We start from the raw sequence: 18,653 nt of genomic DNA on the forward strand, positions 1-18,653 counted from the left end.
GGTCGGCGATCTGGCTCGGCTTAAGAAGCGTTTGCGTGGCGCCTGAATGGCACTTGCTGCTGCACTAAAAGACTCTCTCGGGTCCGGCTTGTTCAAGGCTGAGTCCGACGGGCTTGTGTACCGTGCCAACGAACTACTGCGAGGCATTCTAACACCCGTCTCGCACGCCACGCGGGCCGTCAATAGTCGCCAGGAAGCGTCGCCGGCAAGCCCGCGCGGGGTCGTTTGCGGCGTGTTTAAGCAGCTTTTGAGAAACGCTTGACAGCCTCGATGCTGTCGCTATAATGTCGGTCTTTGCTGTTCATCACCTGCCCAGGTGGCGAAATTGGTAGACGCACTAGGTTCAGGTCCTAGCGGTGGCAACACTGTGGAGGTTCGAGTCCTCTCTTGGGCACCAGGATTCAAAATTGAAGCCGCCTCGGTTCATCGGGCGGCTTCAATTTTTATGTAGAGCGGTAATGTTGTTTGTTTCGGTTCAAGGCGTGGGTTGGCGGCGGGGATTGACACGCTGCATCATCCCGCTAAAATAGCGGTCTAGCTTCAAGACGTGCCCAGGTGGCGGAATTGGTAGACGCACTAGGTTCAGGTCCTAGCGGTGGCAACACCGTGGAGGTTCGAGTCCTCTCCTGGGCACCAACAGTTGTTCCGGCGTGAGCCGCAGTAGTCCGAGAAACCCCGTAAGATCAACGTCTTACGGGGTTTTTTTGTTCTCCAAAGATCCCTTGCGTTTCACTGACATCGACGATTTTTGCGTATACTGTTGCGTATACCAGATTGGGGGGCAAACCCATGCCCAAACGCGTCAAACCGAAGTCAGAGTTAGTGTTCCGTGCCGCCAAAGCGGGCGCCCGTTCCTACCTACTCGCGGATGGAAACGGACTCGCGCTGAGGGTCCAGCCCAACGGCACCAAAACCTGGCTGTTCCGCTATCGACGACCGAGCACGGGCAGGGAAAACTTCCACAGCCTCGGCCCCTACCCCGATATCACGCTCACTGATGCACGACGGTCGGCCACTACCGCACGCAATCTCGTACGCGAAGGCATCGATCCGGTTGCATATCGCCAGGCCGAGTCCATCGCCCGCAAACGCATGGCCGAAGGCGCCTTCCATCTCGTGGCCCAGCGCTGGCTCGACTTCAAACGTAAGGAATGGGCGGACGAAACCTACCGGAAGGCAGAGTTTGTCGTGCGCGAATACCTGACTCCCGCACTTCGCAACAAGCCCATTTCGACGCTTGCCACGCCAGAGGTCAAGCCCGTACTCGAAGCGATTGCCTCTCATGCGCCTAACCTCGCGACCAAGGCACGGCAGTATGTCGGTGGCATCGTGACGTACGCGGTCCAGAACGGACTGCGGGAAGATGGCGCCGCCTTGACACTGCGCGGCGTTGTTCCTCGCCACAGGAAAGGCCATATACCAGCGATCACCAAGCCTGCGGACATAGCGCCGCTCGTTCTTGCTATCGATGCCTACAAGTCACCCATTACCCGCGCCGCCCTCAAGCTCACCATGCTGACCGGCCTTCGCCCCGGCGTGGTTGCAGCGGTGCCGTGGACCGAGGTGAACCTCGAGACAGCTGAATGGCATGTTGCAGCCGAGCGGATGAAAATGCGGCACGATCACATCGTGCCATTGCCAAAACAGGCGATCGCGGTCCTGAAAGAGTTGCAGTCACTTACCGGCAAGGGGCACTATGTCTTTCCGTCCCCTGCCCGCCAGAAGACTCCTCATTTGCATCGAGACGCATTGAGCAAAGCACTACGGGAGATGGGATTTCAAGGAAAACACGCGACGCATGGTTTCCGGGGCATGCTTCGCACGGTCGGACGAGAACGACTCGGTATGGATATCGATGTACTGGAAGCGCAACTGGCACATGCCAAGCGTGGCGATGTGCAAAAGGCCTACGATAGAACAACGTTCGACGATGACCGTCGCAGGGTCATGCAGGAGTGGGCCGACTATATTGATCGGCTAAGTACCTCAACGACGGTCGCAGGATCAAGCAGGCGGCCCTGAGCACCATACCCACTCGATTGTCAATCATTGGGCTGGAGCCTTGCGTAGACGGCACTTCCGCAGTTTGACACGACAGCGATACCGACAACGATGCCGACAAATCCCACCAGCACTTCTCGGCTTCCGGTCGATTGCAATGGAGGACAGCGCCCCTTTCCCTCACAACTCCCGCGGAGAAAGAGTACCGAAAGACATTGCACAAAGGTAATACCGTCACAAATACCGCCAGGCTCCTTCCGACGCAGCCGCTTAAAGCCAACAGATGCCGCGATGTTCAAGATCACGTGCTCCCTTCGCACACCTCCAAAGCGCGAAGCTCGTGCGATATGTCCAAAGGCGACCGAAACGCTGAAGAAGGACCGGGAGAGCCTGTTGGCCTTTTACGACTTTCCGGCCGAACACTGGCAGCATTTGCGCATGGCGAATGCGGTTGAGTCGACGTTCGCAATCGTGCGACACCGGACGACTCGTACGCGCACCTGCCTGTCCCGACCTACGTTCCTCGGCTTGGCATTCAAGCTAGTCATGGAAGCTGAGAAAACCTAGCGCCGCATCAACGACCCCGAACGGATCAAGCTGTTACTAGAGCGCATCGCCTTTAGGGACGGCGAACCGGTGGAAGGCGACCAGCCGGTTCTGCAGAAACTCGCCGCTTGAGTCGGACGCTATTAAGCCGCCCATACACCACTCTTGACGTTAGCTTCGATCGAGTTCGGCAGCTAGCTTGCAGGTAGATCAAGACGCCGTTCGAGTTCCCGCTGCCAGCCTTTAGGAGCATTCTTGGTTGAGTAACCAAGCTATCGGATGGCCGCCGCTACTAGCTGCCCCAGTTTGATGTACGGCTTGACCGCGCGGATGAGGTCTTCGTATGAATACATGAGCTACCCCCAAGAAGTCCAAGATCCAGTCCGCATCCCTACCACGAACATTCGCGATTACCCCGGCCGGTGACGGCCCGGCGTCCCACGGCGATTCGCGCATTTGCGCGGCATCGCCACCGCCGCGCACCGGGGCACAACCCCGACGCGGCCACCGATTAAATTCAGAGCGCGATGCATACTTCGAAGCAAATGCACTCCAACGAGGACGCGTGCAGGGAAGTAGCAAGGATGCTTTTCTGTTTGTGGCAGCAACTCATCGCAATTTGAGTTTTGCATCGCCTTCTCCAACCAAGACTTTGGTCACGCAGCGCATCCAATCCGTCCAGACTGCGGGATCAGCTGTTTCGCCATCGGCTAGATAACTCATGCTGCCCAACAACGAACCTAACTCGTCCGACTTCGTTCGCTGGTACAGCTCCGCTAGGAACTCATACATCGCTAGATACGCGAGTTCAGGTGTCAAATTTTCAGCGTTCATTGCTATTTCCCTTTCGACAATCCGGTAGCTGGGCTGAAGCTCCGGGGCGTCGTATTCAATCCGCCATTTTGATAACCCCGTTTCGGACACTTCCCCAAAGCTGAGTTCCGTTTGGCTGCGTATGAGCAAACCATTGATTACCAAACTGGTCGGTACCGAAGCTATTGCCGGCATTGTTGACCAGATTAACCAACGCTTGCCGATTTTCAGGAGCATCGGTCTGATCCCGGCGTCGTCACGGAAGATGTGAGACAGCTAGGATGCATTGTTAGGCAGGCTATTGTTTGTGACAACAAATCACCTGCGCCGACGTTGGTTAGGATGCTCTTCGTCCAGTTCACCAGCCTGTCATCTGCGGGGCCGTTACAACAAAGACATCGTGAACTTCGCTCTCTGAGCGAATGAACTCGGCCGCGGCTAGATTGTTTTGTTCCGCGACACCATCATCAACGGGCGGATCGACGCCATCCCAAATGCAATCAAGCCTCGCTTCGAAACCGGGGAAATGCCAAATTCCTCCCTCGATCCTAGCGATAATCAAACCGTGTTGCCCCGCCCGCTCACAAACCGCAATTGCCGCATCGGCGGACAACTTCATCACAATGCTCCCACCTATTGAGAAGAAGTCGTCCGAAGAATCGTAGCGTCGTTGAAGATCAATTTTCATCTCGACTCACTTCCATTTAATTCGACTGTCGGGAATCCAGCCGGGATCGTTCTTGCCGCTCACCTGAACAACTTCGCCGGTCCGGTCGTTGACCACCACGTAACCGCTCTTCGAGCCATACACGGATGCGGAATCATTTCTCGGCAACCCGTCTGGAGTCTTCCCCGCGGATCGATTATCCATCGTCGTTCCGACAGGTCCCTCATCGACGACCGCTTGAACTTCTTGCTGCGTCCATCCGCGAGCTCCAAGTTGGCCGCCAATCTTTCCGTCGATAATAATCCCGCCTTTGTTTGTGGCGCTATTCACGCCTCCTTTCGTGGTGTCATTGTTCGCACTTTTGGTTGAATCGCCGCTGTTCCCACTATCGCTTCCATTACCGGTAGAAAAGATGGCGCCAATGCTGGGCAAGGAAAACGGCGTGGGTACCGGCACGATTACAAACGTACAGCCACCGTATGGTACGCAGACCGGAATAGGCGTTCCGGCCAGGGTAAAGCCGCTGGCGTGTTGTCCCTGCGAGCCACCGCTTAGGTCGTCATCGTTGTTGCCTGGGTGATCTGGCAACTGCGGCAGGTTGTTCCCGGAATCGTCCTTTGAACTGCCCATTGCACTCGCGACATAACCGATTGCAGCGATCTTCGCCGGCGCGGGCAACATTGCGCTACAAAAAGAACTCTGCAGACAAGCCTTGAGGATGTCAGCGGTATGTTTCTCGGAGTTGTTAGTCGCTTCGTTTTCGGCCCAAGTTGCTCCGGCTTGCGCATCGCCGCCTGCAAGGCCTGCGGCGACGCCACCCGTCAAGACGGACAGAGCCGTCACGACTGCGGCCTGGCCCTCAGTAAGCGGTGCCCCGGTCGGATCCATCGCGATGATTGCAAGCGGCGACAACATCGCACTTGTGGCCGCTCCAATAGCTCCGCCCGTGCATCCGGTGCCACTTAGCGAGCTGGCAGCGCACCCCAGCACCGCATGTCCCAGTATGTTTTCGATCGAAAGAGGGGCTGTGCCATCGCCGATGGCATACGCGCCAGATGCCGCCGTTTCCTGAATCAGCGCGTTCTGGAATGCGCCAAGCAGGCTGCCTCCCTCAATCGCTGTACCTACGCCAGCCGAAATCCCGGCCTCGGCCAGCATTGCCAGAGCTCGGGTTTCCAAGGTAGAGGCGGTTGATGCAGTCGCCTGATTCACAGTGGTGCCAATCGACGGATTAACACCGGCGAGGCTGGCAAGGGAGCTAGTCGGACCTCCGACAGTTAAGGGTGCCGTCGTGAAATCGAATCCGGTGTCCGAATTGTAAGTAATGCCATTCGTCAGCCCCGCCGTGATACCTGCAACGCCAGCCGCTTCGAATGCGCTGCCCCAATCCAGACTTCCGGTCATCGTCAGTTGCGAGGCGATGCTCGACGTGAACCCGGCAAAAGCCGCCGACAGCGCCATGTTGCCCAGCCCTGCTGTCGTCGCTACTGTAGCCGCCGAGGTCGCCGTTGCAGTGGTTGCCGCCGTGCCTGCTGCAAACGTGCTACCGGCCGTCGTGCCAAGGGTCGCCCCGATGGCCGCACTCGCAGCGCCGGCCGTCATGATCGACACGACGACAGCGAAGGCCATTCCGACGATATCCGCCGCTCCAAACCCGCCAATTGCGGTAAAGCTCGTATCGAGGTGGTCGGTAACCGTCGTCTGCGTAAAGTTGGTCCCGAGCTGTTGCTGCAGACTGGCTAGCAACTGCTCAGTACCGGCCTGATCGACCGTTGTGTCGCTACCCAGCAGTTGCAATGCTCCACCAATCTGGTTGAGCGTCTGCACGTTCAGATTCATGTCAGCCGCGCTCATGAACCCGCCAGGCTGGACCTCAGTACCGCTCGTCTTCAGGTAGCCGGTGGCTGCGATGTACTGCCAGACATCCCCTACGTTTACCTGATTCGCCTGGTTGGTCAGCGTGCCGGTATTGACCGTCAGCGTATTCGACGCAGCAATGTTGCCTGTGTTGAGAATGCTTCCCTGCCCACCCTGATTGAAATCAAGTGAGACGTTCTGGCCGGTGATGTTGCCGCCGGCAGACATCGCACTCCAGTTCGGCGGCAGGTAGACCTGGGGCATGAGCGCGCTAACAGTCGGGCAAGCGACCACGCCGGTCGAGAGGCAACTTGGATCGGGCACAGACTGCTGGACATACCACAACATCGGTTCGGAAAGCGCATTGATCTGCGCTTGCGACAACGCATTGCCGAGCTGAAGATTGTTCTGCTTCGCGTAGTCGATGGCGTTCTGATACAGGATCGCCTTTTCCTGTTCGGTGACCGACATACCGGTCTTGCTGTCGTAAGAAAGGCCGTTCACAAAACTGGCCTGGCCGGTCTGCTGTAGCGCCGCCTGTTGCAGTGTCAGGTCTTCCGCCTGTGGACTGTAGTAAAACAGCGTCGAGGATGGCTGCAAGCTAGCCGGCAGATTGTCCAGCAACGTTTGTGGGCCGAGGGCACCGAGCATCGAACCAGCCAGCGATCCGGAAAGATACGACGCCTTACCCGTCACGGGCGTGGGCAAGGCTCCGCCTACCGAGCGCGGCGTCGACAGATTCAACCCGGGAAGATTCACGAGGCTTAACGATATGACTTGCGACGGAGCATTCACTCGCGGCGTATAGGTATTCGCCGTGGTGATGCCGTTGATCAGCTTTTGCCCTGTCAAAGAAACATACGTGCCGATCACGTTGCCAACGTTTTGAATCTCTCCAGTCGACGTGATGGACAGATTCGGCGCCTGGATCGTCGCGGCGATGTTGCCCACCGGAGTCGGCGGATCGATCGTGCCACCAGCACTCGTATAGGCGCTCCCATACAGCGCCGTACATTCGGCAACTGACCCGCAGGCCCATACGTCGTGACGCTTATCGGAGCTGAAGTCTCCTGTCTCCTGCACCCAGTGCGAATGCCAGTATGCATTTAGCGTCTGAGCCTCATTCACGACTGGGCCAGCAACATTGATGGTAGCGCTGGTACCTGCTGCGATCAGGCTGCCGATATTAGTCAAACTACCCGCGTTGATCTGCAGGTTGTTGCCCGCACTGATCACCGACGAGTTGCCCGATTGCTGGTCGACATAAGCTTCGCAGTAGCTTTCCTTGTATCCACCGGCTGTCATGCAGCCGTTGTACTGCTCCGTCGCGCCGTAGTTCTCGTGGAGGGTCACAGGCGGCGGTAGCGTATTGGTGATGGCGCCCGCTACGTTCAGTGCGATGTTATTGCCGGCGACAATGTTGCCCGACGTATTATTCAGGCTTTGCGCCGGCGTCGTGGAAGTCGCTGTGGTTCCCACGCCGCCAATGACGATGTTGTGGCCCGCCAGCAGGCTGCCATACGTATTGCTGATCTGGCCCGCGGCGATAACCAGGTCGTTGCCCGCAAACACTGTGGCGCTTTGCTGCGCATACGAGAATGTCGTCGAGCTCGGGTTGCCCCCGCGCATGGAACTGCCAGGCTGCGTCGTCGTGACCGAATTATATTGTCCCTGGTTGGAAAAGGACTGCGCCGCGCTGGCGTTGAAATTATTGCCGGCATAGAGCAAGCCGCCGTTGACCAGATTCCCGCCCGACAAAGTCATGTTTCGGCCAGCGACAATCTGGCCTTGCGAGCCAAACGCCGTGTTCGTACTGACCGAACTCGGAGGCACGCTCGCTGAGGAATCGAACGTCACGGTGGACTCAGGAACCACCGTGCCGGATATGGCGACATGAACCGTGCCGTAAATGCCGACGAGTCCGATCGCATACATTTGCGCCATGAAGGCATCAAGCTGCGCCTTATTGACGGTATCGACGATCGTCGCCGTTGCATTGCCGACAGGCGCATTGTTGAGCGATTGCAGGTTGAGGTTAACATCAAGCCCTGCCGAAATCGTGCTGCCCGCATTCGACAGCGTGCCCGCGGAAATATTGACACTTCCACCCGCCGCTATCACACCGGGAGATACTGCCCCCGGGGCAGTGACAGTCCTATCGATACCGGGCAAGGAAACATACTGATGGTCTCCTGCGAGGCTGTTCCCGACCTCTACGTATTGACACGCGCTGTCATCCCCATAGCACGTGCTGCCGCCGCTGCGCACGTCGACATATCCATTCGTGAGATCTGGCTTGAGCGTAGCGATTGTGGCCGACGCCGTATGCGAACCCAGATAGCAGTCGCCTTGACTGAGCGTGCAGCCCCAACCCGTTACCGTACCCACTACGATGCCGTTTAGAAGATCAGGGTCCGCAGAAGCGCTGACCTGCTGCGTATACGTTTGAGTCGGTCCCTGGAGAGCATCGTTGATCACGGCGCCGGCGGTAATGCCGATATTGCCGCCCGCTGTAATCGTCCCGACCGTGTTGTACACCGTTCCGCCGGTGTTCAGTGTGATGTTGCCGTTAGCCTGGGTCAATCCGTACTGATTGTCGTAGTTGCCACCCCCGTTGAACGCCAGGTTTCCTGCACTTTCAATTGTCCCCCGGTTGGTCACGTTGCCGTTGAGCGTCAGCGAATCTGCCGCATGCATCACCGCCCCAGCAACATTACTCAACGTCCCATTGAACGTAACGTTGCCACCGCTCACCGGCCCAAAATTCGTAAACGTGCCATTGGTAGAAAGCGTCAGCGGCGCGGTCCCCGTCATCGTCCCGTAGTTATTGATGCCGTAGACGCCTGTCAGCGTCACACCCTGGCCACCGTAATTCCACGTACCGCTATTACTGATCGACGCCGCGGTAATCGAAAGCTGCCCGCCCTGGCTGATGGTCCCTTGCGACGGATCGAACGCCATATTCACCGCGCTCACGCCCATATTGCGCTGCGCGAGCAACTGGCCACCGCCGTTATAGAACGAACCGTCACCGCCATTAATCGTCAGTGACACGTCGCCGGTCGTGGGTCCATTCGGCGTGCTCGGATTGCCCGCAAAAATAATCCCGTTCTGGTTGTTGAGCGTCCCCGTGTTGATGTTGAGGCTATTGACCGCCATCAACGAGCCGCCGCTGTTGTTCAGCCCGCCCGCCACCGTCACATTGGTGGTCGAGCCGTTCACGAGCCCCGCGTTGGTGAAATTCGTCGCGTTGACCGTGGTCGTGGCGGTCGACGCCAGCGACGCATTCGCCGCATTCGTCACATTCGGTGCCGACACATACAGCGCGCCACCCGCGAGCACCTGGCTCGCGTTATAGAAGCCGTTGCCCGCCGTCAGCGTCGCTGCGCCGACCGCATCCACAGCAGCTCCCACGAGCGACAACTGGTTCGACGCTGTGGCCGTCAGCGCGCCGCCGACAATCGTCGTGCCCAGCGTCACGTTCGTGCCGCTGAACTGCATGTTCTGCGTCGACACCATCGACGCGCGGCTCGCATCGAGCGTCCCTTGCGCGGTCACGCTGACATTCTTGGAGCCGCCTTGCGAGCCGCTCAACGTGACGTTGCCGCCGCTCAGCGTGAACTGTCCTGCCACGGTGCTGGTGCCGCTCAGGGTGAGCGTCTGTCCGGCGCTCATCGTCGTATCGCCGTTGGACGACACACCGGCGACGCTCACATTGCCTTGCGTGCCGGTGACGTTCACAGTGCCCATCGACGACACAGCGCCCACCACCGTCGCACTCTTCGAAGCCAGGATCGTTACATTGCCGCCTGACTGCAGATCGCCGCCGACACTCACGCTGCCGTCCGTCGACTTCGCACTCACATTGCCCACGGCCGTCGTCGCACCGAGCGACATATCGCCGACCGAGGTCGCCGAGAACTGACCTGCGCCCTGGATCGCGCCGAGCGCCACGCCACCACCCGCGCTCACAGTGATGTCCTTGCCGAACGTCAGTGAGCCACCGCCGTTCACCGAGCCGCCCGCGTTGATCGCCGCGAGACCGAGGCCGAGGAACGCGCCGCTCAGCGTCGCGGTGCCGCCCGCGCTCAATGTCGTATTACCGTTGACGAGTTCGCCGTTCAACGCAAGCGCGCCGCCGGAAGTCGCGTTGAAGTTGCCCTGACTCGTGACCGCACCGCCGACCGCCAGGTTGCCGCCCGTCGCCGTCAACGTCACATCGCCGTTTGCACCGACGGTTCCGCTCGCGGTGACATTGCGCCCCGCGCTCACGGCGAGCGCGCCGCTACTGCTTGCATTGCCGCCGATCGTTGCATCGCGCACGGCATTGACCGCCATGGCGTCACCGGACGCCAGTGCGCCGTTCACCTTCACGTCGCCGGCACCGTTATGGCCTTGCGCCTGCAATAGAAGCGCGCCGCCCGCCTGCGCGGAACCCATCGACAGATCGTTGCCTGCGGTCGCATTCAACGCGCCATTGGTCGCCACAGCACCAGTCACGCCGATGCTGCCGCCCGCATTCAACGTGGCCTGCTGACCGAATGCGACCGATGCTGCGCTGATCGAACCGCCTGCCGTCAACGTGCCCGCGTTCTGCGCACCGATGCCGCCCGTCAGCGTCATGTCGCCACCCGACGCGAACTGCGCATTGCCGCCCACGGTCGTCGCGCCCGAGATACTCAGCGTCTGCCCGGAGCGTCCGGTCAGGTTGCCTTGCGTGGTGAGGTTCGCCGCGCTCGCGTTGCCGTTCGTCGCGGTGAGCGCAAGGTCGCCAGCCGAATTCACATCGGCAAGCGCGATGTTGTGAGTTGCGTCGATTGTCGTCGTACCGCCGGTGTTGATCGCGCCGCTCACACTGACATCGCGCGCCGCCTGCACAGCCAGCGCGCCGAGCGCGGTCGCTGCACCGCCGATCGTCACATCGCCACCACCTGCATTGCCGTTGGCCGTCACGTCCACATTGCCGGTCACTGCCTGCACGCTTCCGAGTCCGGCATTGTTGCCGCCCGTCACCGTGACGTTTGCGCCCTGCAATGCGCCAGTCAATGCCAGGTCATGCGAAGCGTTGAGCGTCGCAGCCTGAGCGAACGCAGCCGTGCCCGCTCCGGCAATATCGTTCGATGCGTTCAGCGTGCCGCCAAGCTGCCCGGCAAGTGCGCCACTCAACGTAATGTCGCGGCCCGCCTGCACAGTGACATCCTTCGCCGCGTTGATCTGGCCACCGAGTTGCGTGTCAAGCGCCGAACTCAGATTCAACGCGCCGGATGTCGTCGTGCTTCCGGCCAGCGCGATACTGCCGGTCGCCGCCGTGGCGCTCAGATCGCCGGCTGTGGTTTGCAGCGTGCCGCTCGCCGATACATTGCGAAGCGCTGTGAGTGTGAGCGCGTCGCCGGTGGTCATCGATCCGCTGACCAGCACATCGCGTGCGCCGCTCACCGTCACCACGCCTGGCGCCGTGACCGTGCCCGTGATCGCCGCATCGCCACCGCCGGCGTTGCCGTTCGCGGCCAGCGTCAGCGTGCTCGCCGAGTTCACGTCGTGAAGCGCGGCGTTGTTGCCGCCCGTTGCCGTGATGACATTGGCCTGAACCCCGCCGGTCAACGCAATATCGCGCTGCGCCGTGTAAGTCGCAGCTTGCGTGAAGGCCTGCGTACCCGCGCCGCCTATATCGCGGCCCGCCGTCACAGAGCCGTTCGCCTCGCCTATCAGCAGGCCATTCAGCAGCGCGTCGCGGCCTGCGTTCAACGTCGCATCGCCAACCGCACTCGTGCTCGCTCCAAGCGAAAGGTCGAGCCCCGTCGCGATGTTGAGCTTGCCGCCGCTGTTGATGCCGCCGGTCGCATTCAGGCTGCCTTGCTGCGCAGTGAGCGCCGCATCGGCAACCGACTCGACGGCGCCACCGATGTTGATGTCGTGCTGCGCATCGATCGCGACTGTCGTGCCGCTTGCGATCTTCCCGGTCGATGCGACGGATACGTCATTGCGCGCCGTCGCCGTCACCGCGCCCGCCGCGGCGACAGAACCGGTCACCGCCACATTGCCCGGACCGTTAGCCGTGTTGGTGCCATTGGCATTCAACGCAACGGTGCTCGCCGACTCGACGTTGTTCACGCCGACATTGCCCGCAGCGTTGACCTGCACGGACCGGCCCTGGATCAGCCCGCCTTGCAAAACATCGCGACCAGCACTGAGCGTAGCCGCCTGCGCGAAGGTCATCGTGCCCGCGCCGCCGATGTCACGGCCCGCTGTCACGCTGCCCTGCCCTTGCCCGGCCAGCATGCCCGTCACGTTGACGTCGCGCGTTGCGCTGAGCGTGGTGTCGAGCGCGGCGGTCGTCGTGCCGCCGAGATTGATATCCGAGCCTGACTGCGCGTTGAAGGCACCATTGCTGGCGATGGTGCCCGTCGAACTGACGTTGCCGTTCTGCGCAGTCAGCGTGGTGTCGTTAGCCGACTGAATCGAACCGCTGATGCCGATGTTCTGGCCGGCGCTAAGCGCAACCGCCGCGCCACCCGTCACAGCGCCGGTAATGTTCAGATCCTGAGTCGCCGCAAGCGAAAGGCTCGACGCCGCCTGCACGTCATGCAGCGATGCGGAGCCGCCCGCAGTGGTTTGAACGGAGCCTCCGCGCAGCGAGCCGGTAAGGTTCGTATCGCCGCCGGAAGCGACGTTCGCCGCGAGACCGAAGGCGCTGGCCGCAGCGCCGGCGATTGCACCGCCCGCGGTCAGCGTGCCGTTGCCCTGCGCGACGACAGAACCATTCATCGTCAGATTCTGGCCGGCGTTGACTGCGAGGTCCCCAAGTGCGGACGTGCCCTGCGTGCCGAGATCGACCGACTTAGCCGCGTCGATCAGCAGGTTGTCGCCCGACTGAATATTGCCCGTACTGACCAGCGAACCGTTCGCATTTGTCAGCGTGACATTCCCGTTCGACGCAACGCTGCCCGCAATCGACGTATTTCCGCCGCTCGTCACGCTCAACGCATTGGCGCTCTGCAACGCGCCGTTAATCGACGTGTCGCCACCCGAACTCAACGACGCAGTGGAGAGCGAAGCCACGAGCCCGTTCACCGCAAGCGTGCCGCCCGTCGCCGTCACCTGCAGCGCGTTGTTGGCCTGCACATTGTTCAGCGTCACCGAACGGCCCGCCGTCAGCGAAACCGCGGCGCTTTGCAGTGCGCCCGTCACCGAAAGATCGTTCGCCGCCGTGACGCTCGTGTCCTTCGCGAAGCCGCTGCTGCCGCCCGCAATCACGTCGTGGCCGGCATTGAGCGTCGCCGCGCCCTGGCCCGCGAATGTGCCGCCGATCACAACGTCGTGGCCGGCCGTGAGCGTCGTATCGCCGGTCACGCTCGTCGCGCCGGTCAACGCGACGTCCTGCGCGCCGCTGGCCGACAGGTTCGCCGCGCCGTTCAGCGTACCGCTCGAATTCACGCTGCCGTTCACCGCAGCGACTGACAGATCGCCGACCGCCTGCACTGTGCCGCTGGTTGCCACCGTCACGTTGCGCTGCGCCGTTAGCGCAACCTGCGATCCGCCCGCGAGCGTGCCGTTCACGACGACATCGCGCGCGGCCTGCACGTTAGTCGCGCCAACCACCGCCGCATTGCCATTGAAGCTCACGTCACCGCCGCCGGCCGCGTTGGTGCCGGAACCGTTGGCCGCGATGCTGAACGCACCGCCTGCCTGCACATCGGCGACGCTCGCGTTATTGCCCGCCGTCACGTTCAGACCGTTAGCCAGCAGCTTGCCGGTGAACGCCACGTCCTGACCCGTCGTCAGCGCGCCGTTCTGCCCAAACGCAACCGACCCGCTGCCCGTCAGATTGTTCTGCGCGTTGACCACGCCGTTCTGCTGCACGATGACGACGCCGGGCACATCGACATTGCGGCCTGCGTTCATCTGCGCATTGGTGCCGACGAGGAGTGACCCTGCCACGGACACGTCGCGCGCAACGTTCGCCGCGAGCGTCGTGCCGCTCGCGAGCGATCCGCTTACAGCGAGATCCTGGCCCGCTGCGACAGTGACTGCATTCTGCGCAGTGGCCTGCCCGGTCACGTTCGTATTCTTGCCGGAGGCCAGCGCAAGATTGTTGCCGCTCTTTACCGTGCCGCCCGCGTTCACGCTGCCCTGCGTGGCGTTCAGCGCAAGATCGCCCGATGTCTGCAACGCCGCGTTCACATTGACGTCGCGTTGTGCAGTCGCTTGCAGCGTGCTGCCGTTGGTTTGCCCGTTGACGTTGATGTCGCGCGCGGCCTGCAGGCTGGTCGCGCCGCTCACGACCGACGTGCCGTTCAGGTTGACGTCGCCCGCTCCGTCGTTATCTTGGGCGGCGACTGAAAGTCCGCCACCTGTTTGCACGTCGCCGAGCGTGACGTTCGCGCCGCCCCTGACCGTCGTGTCGCCGTTCGACTGCGCGTTCGCGACATTCACGTTGCCGCCCGCGGTCACGGCAAGCTTGCCGCCGGTCTGAATCGTGCCGCTCGACGTCACGTCGCCGTTTGCATTGATCGTGTAACCGACGACGCCCACGTGAGCGCCGGTCATCGACAGATTGCCGCTTGCCTGCAACGTCGCCTGCTGCTGAGCGGCCGAGCCGTTCACTGTCAGGTCGCCGTTCGACGACAGCAGCAGGTCGCCGGTATTCGCCGCCATTTGCGCATCGGTGCGCACGCCCATGCCGGCCGCTGTGCCGATCACCTGGATCTGGCCCGCGGTCATCGCGCCAAAGGCGGTGGCGTCGATTGCAAGGCCGTTGTTGGCGCGGCCATTTGCGCTGTTGATCGCGCTCGCCGTGTTGTTCGCGCCATTGGCCGACGTCGCATACGTGGTGCCGCTGCCCGTCACGGCCGTGGGCAGCACGAACTGGCGGCCCGCGATCGCATTGATACGCTGGCCCGCATACAGCGGCGCATTGATGCCGATGGTTTCGCCGATCAGATCGATCGTGCCGACCGTGCCTTCGATGCCCGCGCCGGGACCGTTCACGCCCGCGTTGCCTTCGATCTGGATATGACCGCCGGTGACGCTATAGCCGATTGCCTGTGCGTTGCTGAAGTCGGTGACGGTGCCTTTGAGATCGCTCAGGAATTGCGGCGTGCCGGTCGATAACGTGACGCCGATCGTATTCGTGAAGCCCGTACCGTTCGTCGTGATGCCATTCGGATTCGCGATGATGACCGTGGCCGGCGCGCCGAACACTTCGAGCGGACCGTTGAGCAGGCTCGCGAATGCCGCGCCCGTCGACGTGACCTGGTTGACGATCACGCTTGCCGTGCGGCCAGACAGATTCGGATTGGCGCGCACGTCGCCGCCGGTGAGCGATGTACCGGACATCAGGCTGTTGTTCAGGATCAGCCCGACCGGATCGATGTTGAAGCTCTGATACTGATTCAGCGAAATGCCGGCCGCGTTCGGCGCGGTGATGTTGACCACAGGCACACCGCCGTTCGCACCCGTCGTCTGCGTGATCTTCGGCTGGAACGAAATGGGTGCAGTCGGGTCGACGATAGGCGCGGCCTGCGCCTCTCGCATCATGAAGTGAACGCGCAAGCCGGCGAGGTCCTGGATCTGCTGCCACGCTTCGTCATCGAGACGCTGACTGCCCGCAGCAAGCACGCCCGCCGCGTCGCGGCTTTGCTCGAATGTGATCGACAGAGGTCCCGCGAAAAGCGTCAACGCGACGAGCGCCGAGACGGCGCGCTGCCAGAGGTGATGCACGCGCGCAGGCGTCGGCATTGACCAGCGTTCGCGCGCGGTTTGCATGCCGCGTTCGTGCCGCTCGTCATGGATCTGACGGTTCTGTTCGAGTTGTCGTAAAGCGTGGCGCGTTGACGCGTTCATGATGCTCTCGTCTTTTTCTGGTTTTGGCACTTCAGGCACTTCTTCTCCGGCCCGGGCGTTCAAGCCCGGAACGGCGTGGCAGCGGTCGAACCCCCGTCCGCTGCCACCTTTGGAAAGCAAGGCTTTTACTGCTGCTGAATGCGTGCGTTCTTCATCAGATCCACAACCACCTGCGCGGTCGCTTTTTGCAGCGCGACCTGTTCGAGCTGCTTGCGCAGCGCGTCCTTGATCTGGTCGTATTGCGGAATCTGCGTCGCGCGCTTTTCGTCGACGCGCAGAATCCAGAACGCGTCGCCGACCTGCACCGGCGCGCTCGATACACCGCCTTGCGGCAGCTTCACCAGTGCTTCGGCGAGCGGCTGCGGCCAGTTCTGCGTGTTGCCCGGCTGAATCGGCGTCTTGAACGAAATCCAGTTCAGCGCGCCGCCTTGCGCGGCGCCTGGACCCTGGCTGTACTGCTTCGCGAGTTGCGCGAAATCAGTACCCTTCTTCAATTGCGTGAGCACCGTTTGCGCGGTGTCCGCATCTTTCGCGGCGATTGCGCTCGGCTTGTATTCGAACTCGCCGAGCGTCGCGACGATCGCGTCGTACTTCGCTTTGACGTCTGCGTCGGTCACCGGCGCGGGCTTCACCTGGTCGCGCAGATACGCGGCGGCCATCGCGACGGTCTTCGCCTGTTCCACTGCGGCCACCACCTGCGGACGCGATTCGTAGTGCTGTTTCTCCGCGGCCTGGCGGAACAGTTCGCGTGCGATCAGCTGGTTTTTTATCGACGTGCGCAGCACCGGCGTGTCCGGTGCATTCGACGCGCGCACAGCGTCGTCGAGTTGAGCCTGTGTAATCACAACATTGTTCACGCGCGCGACGGCATTCGCGGGTAGCGGACCCGTTGCCGCTTCCACGCTCTTTTCCGCCGACGGCTTTGACGAAGGCTTGTTGGCCGCATGCGCGAGCGACATGCCGCCCGCCAGCCCCGCTGTGGCAAGCATGACGAGCAGCGCGGCGTGGCGAAGCGTGACAGCGATCGGGCGATGTTTCATTTGAACCTCTTCAGAGTGACCAGTTGAGCGTGGCGAGCAGCACGGTAGCCTTCTTGCCGAGTGCGGCCGGTTGAAGCAAGGCCTGCCCGAGCAGCACCTCGCTGGTGACGGTTTGGGTTTTGTAGCGCCATTGCGCGCGTGCGCCGACGCCCGTGCCGATCAGCGTCGGCCAGCCACCCTGCGCGACGAGATGCGATTTGCCGCCGTCGAGAAACACATACGGTTCGACACGCGCATCGTGCCAGGCGGGCACGTTCTGCCAGGCGGCCTCGTTGCGCAGATAAAAGCCGCTGTCGCCGGCAATGCCGCCTTCGGTGAAGCCGCGCACGGAGTCCATGCCGCCGAGGAAGATCTGCTCGTTGCCGAACAGCGCAACGCGGCTGTACTGGCCGCGCAAGGTTCCCCGATACGTCCATTGCGTGCCCGCGAGCGTGCCGAGCGCAACCTGCAGCGTGGCGGTCGCGTCGAGCCGCGTGAACTGACTGTGAGCCTCGACCTCGTCGATGCCGGGACTGTCGTGGCTCGCGGAAAGCCACGGCAAGCCTCGCGACACGCCGACGTCCCATGTCGCGGCCGCGCCCTGATCGTTCGCGACAAAGCGACGCAAACCGTTGAGGCCGACACGCAATACGGTAAGGTCCTGCGGCGTCAGCTCGATGCCGTTCAGCGTGCGCTCGGTGCGCATCTTCGTGAGCGTGACGTCGACGCTGGTGCGTCCGGCGCGCGAACGGCTCAGCACGTCGTTCCAGCCCAGAATCTGGCTGAAGGTGCGGCCCTGCAGCAAAGCGATATCGCCGATGGCCTGCTGATATTCCGAGAGCGATGTCGTATAGCTGAACGTCTGATAGCCGTATGGCGCGGCAGCGGAAAACACGACCGCATTGCTGTCCTGCGTGCCGACGAAGTTGAACGACAGCAGCTCCTGCAAGCCGATCAGGTTGTTCGCCTGCACACCGGCGCGATAGCGCAGCGTGCCGGTTTGCGAGCTGCCATAGTTGTCGATGCCGAGGTCGTAGAAGACGCGGTCGCCATAGTGATTCGTGATCGCCACCACCGAATCGCCAGGTGTCTCGCCGGGCATGATCTGGATCTCAGCCTGGTTGCGGCGCAACCGGTTGATCTGGTCCACTCCCTGCTCGAGATCGGGCAGGCGCAGCACGTCGCCTACGCTGTCGCCGAACGCCCACGCAGTGCCTGCGTCGGTGATGAGGCCGCCGCCGTGTGTTCGGTACCAGGGCTCGTCGCGATCGCGCGGACGCAGCGGGTGGCCATTGAGCGTGAACGCCGAAACCTTGCCGTCGACGATATTGATCTTCAGCGTGCCCGACGCGAGGTTCTGCGCGCCGAGATAGGCGCGCGTCGTGATGTAGCCGCGCGCGATGAACGCTTCGGTGACACGGCGCAGCAGCAGGTTGATGCGGTTGCGGCCAAGCTCTTTGCCGATGAACGGCGCGGCGATCGTGTCGAGTTCGCGCTGCCCGAGCACCGTGTCGCCGATGAGTTCGATGTGATCGATTTTGAACAACGGCGCCACGTCCGGCAGCGTGTCGACATCCGCACCTTCGGGGAGATTGACCACGGTCGGCTGCGGCACCTCGATCTGCGCGGGCGCCTGCTGGATTTCGTCGCGCCGCTGACGGTCGCGCTGCTCCTGAAGCAGCCGTTGCGCCGGGTCCTGTTCCGCGCGCATCGGCACGCCGAATGAAGCGCCGGGAGCGCCCCCGAGTGCCGGGATGTTCGGCAAGCCCGGCGGCAGCGTTTGCGCGAAAGCTCTGGCTGATGCGGTGCCGGCAAGTACCGCGAGCGTGCAGCGGGCCAGGCACTGCATGCGATGCCTGGTCGCGTGCTTTCCAGCGCGCTTCATGGCTCGCTTCATGGCCCGCTTC

At 61.9% G+C, this 18,653-nt stretch carries 6 protein-coding genes, 2 tRNA genes and 1 pseudogene; 4 read left to right on the forward strand and 5 right to left on the reverse strand.

The genetic code is table 11. The features are described 5' to 3' along the window. Window positions 1-310 precede the first annotated feature (310 nt). The 4 genes and pseudogenes from P0D87_RS01715 to P0D87_RS01730 all read left to right on the forward strand — a co-directional run. Window positions 311-397: transfer RNA gene (locus P0D87_RS01715), tRNA-Leu, on the forward strand. Window positions 398-549: 152 nt separating this feature from the next. Further along, a tRNA-Leu gene (locus tag P0D87_RS01720) sits at window positions 550-636 on the forward strand. 153 nt (window positions 637-789) lie between these two features. Continuing rightward, a complete protein-coding gene (locus P0D87_RS01725; RefSeq protein WP_053857976.1) occupies window positions 790-2,022 on the forward strand; it encodes a tyrosine-type recombinase/integrase in 1,233 nt (410 codons plus the stop codon). Window positions 2,023-2,352: 330 nt separating this feature from the next. After that, a pseudogene (locus P0D87_RS01730) lies at window positions 2,353-2,679 on the forward strand (transposase); the annotation flags it as partial. 477 nt (window positions 2,680-3,156) lie between these two features. Here the strand turns inward: P0D87_RS01730 and P0D87_RS01735 are convergent. The 5 genes from P0D87_RS01735 to P0D87_RS01755 form a co-directional block, all read right to left on the reverse strand. Then, entirely contained in the window at window positions 3,157-3,597 is a 441-nt protein-coding gene (locus P0D87_RS01735; protein ID WP_207909686.1) for a hypothetical protein, read from the reverse strand. Between the two features lie 121 nt (window positions 3,598-3,718). Next, window positions 3,719-4,048 (reverse strand): colicin immunity protein, encoded by a 330-nt coding sequence (locus P0D87_RS01740; RefSeq protein ID WP_053857974.1) that lies wholly within the window; start codon window positions 4,046-4,048, stop codon window positions 3,719-3,721. A 6-nt stretch (window positions 4,049-4,054) separates the two neighbouring features. Beyond that, complete coding sequence (locus tag P0D87_RS01745) at window positions 4,055-15,727, reverse strand: two-partner secretion domain-containing protein (protein ID WP_082366971.1); 11,673 nt, start codon at window positions 15,725-15,727, stop codon at window positions 4,055-4,057. A gap of 125 nt (window positions 15,728-15,852) precedes the next feature. Further along, window positions 15,853-16,767 carry a peptidylprolyl isomerase gene (locus P0D87_RS01750; protein ID WP_053857973.1) on the reverse strand — a complete coding sequence of 305 codons (915 nt, stop codon included), beginning with the start codon at window positions 16,765-16,767 and terminating at the stop codon, window positions 15,853-15,855. 10 nt (window positions 16,768-16,777) lie between these two features. After that, a complete protein-coding gene (locus tag P0D87_RS01755; protein ID WP_321175798.1) occupies window positions 16,778-18,631 on the reverse strand; it encodes a ShlB/FhaC/HecB family hemolysin secretion/activation protein in 1,854 nt (617 codons plus the stop codon). Between the last annotated feature and the right edge of the window lie 22 nt (window positions 18,632-18,653).

The organism is Paraburkholderia sp. RL17-368-BIF-A, from assembly GCF_046054045.1.
GTDB classification, from domain to species: Bacteria; Pseudomonadota; Gammaproteobacteria; order Burkholderiales; family Burkholderiaceae; genus Paraburkholderia; species Paraburkholderia graminis.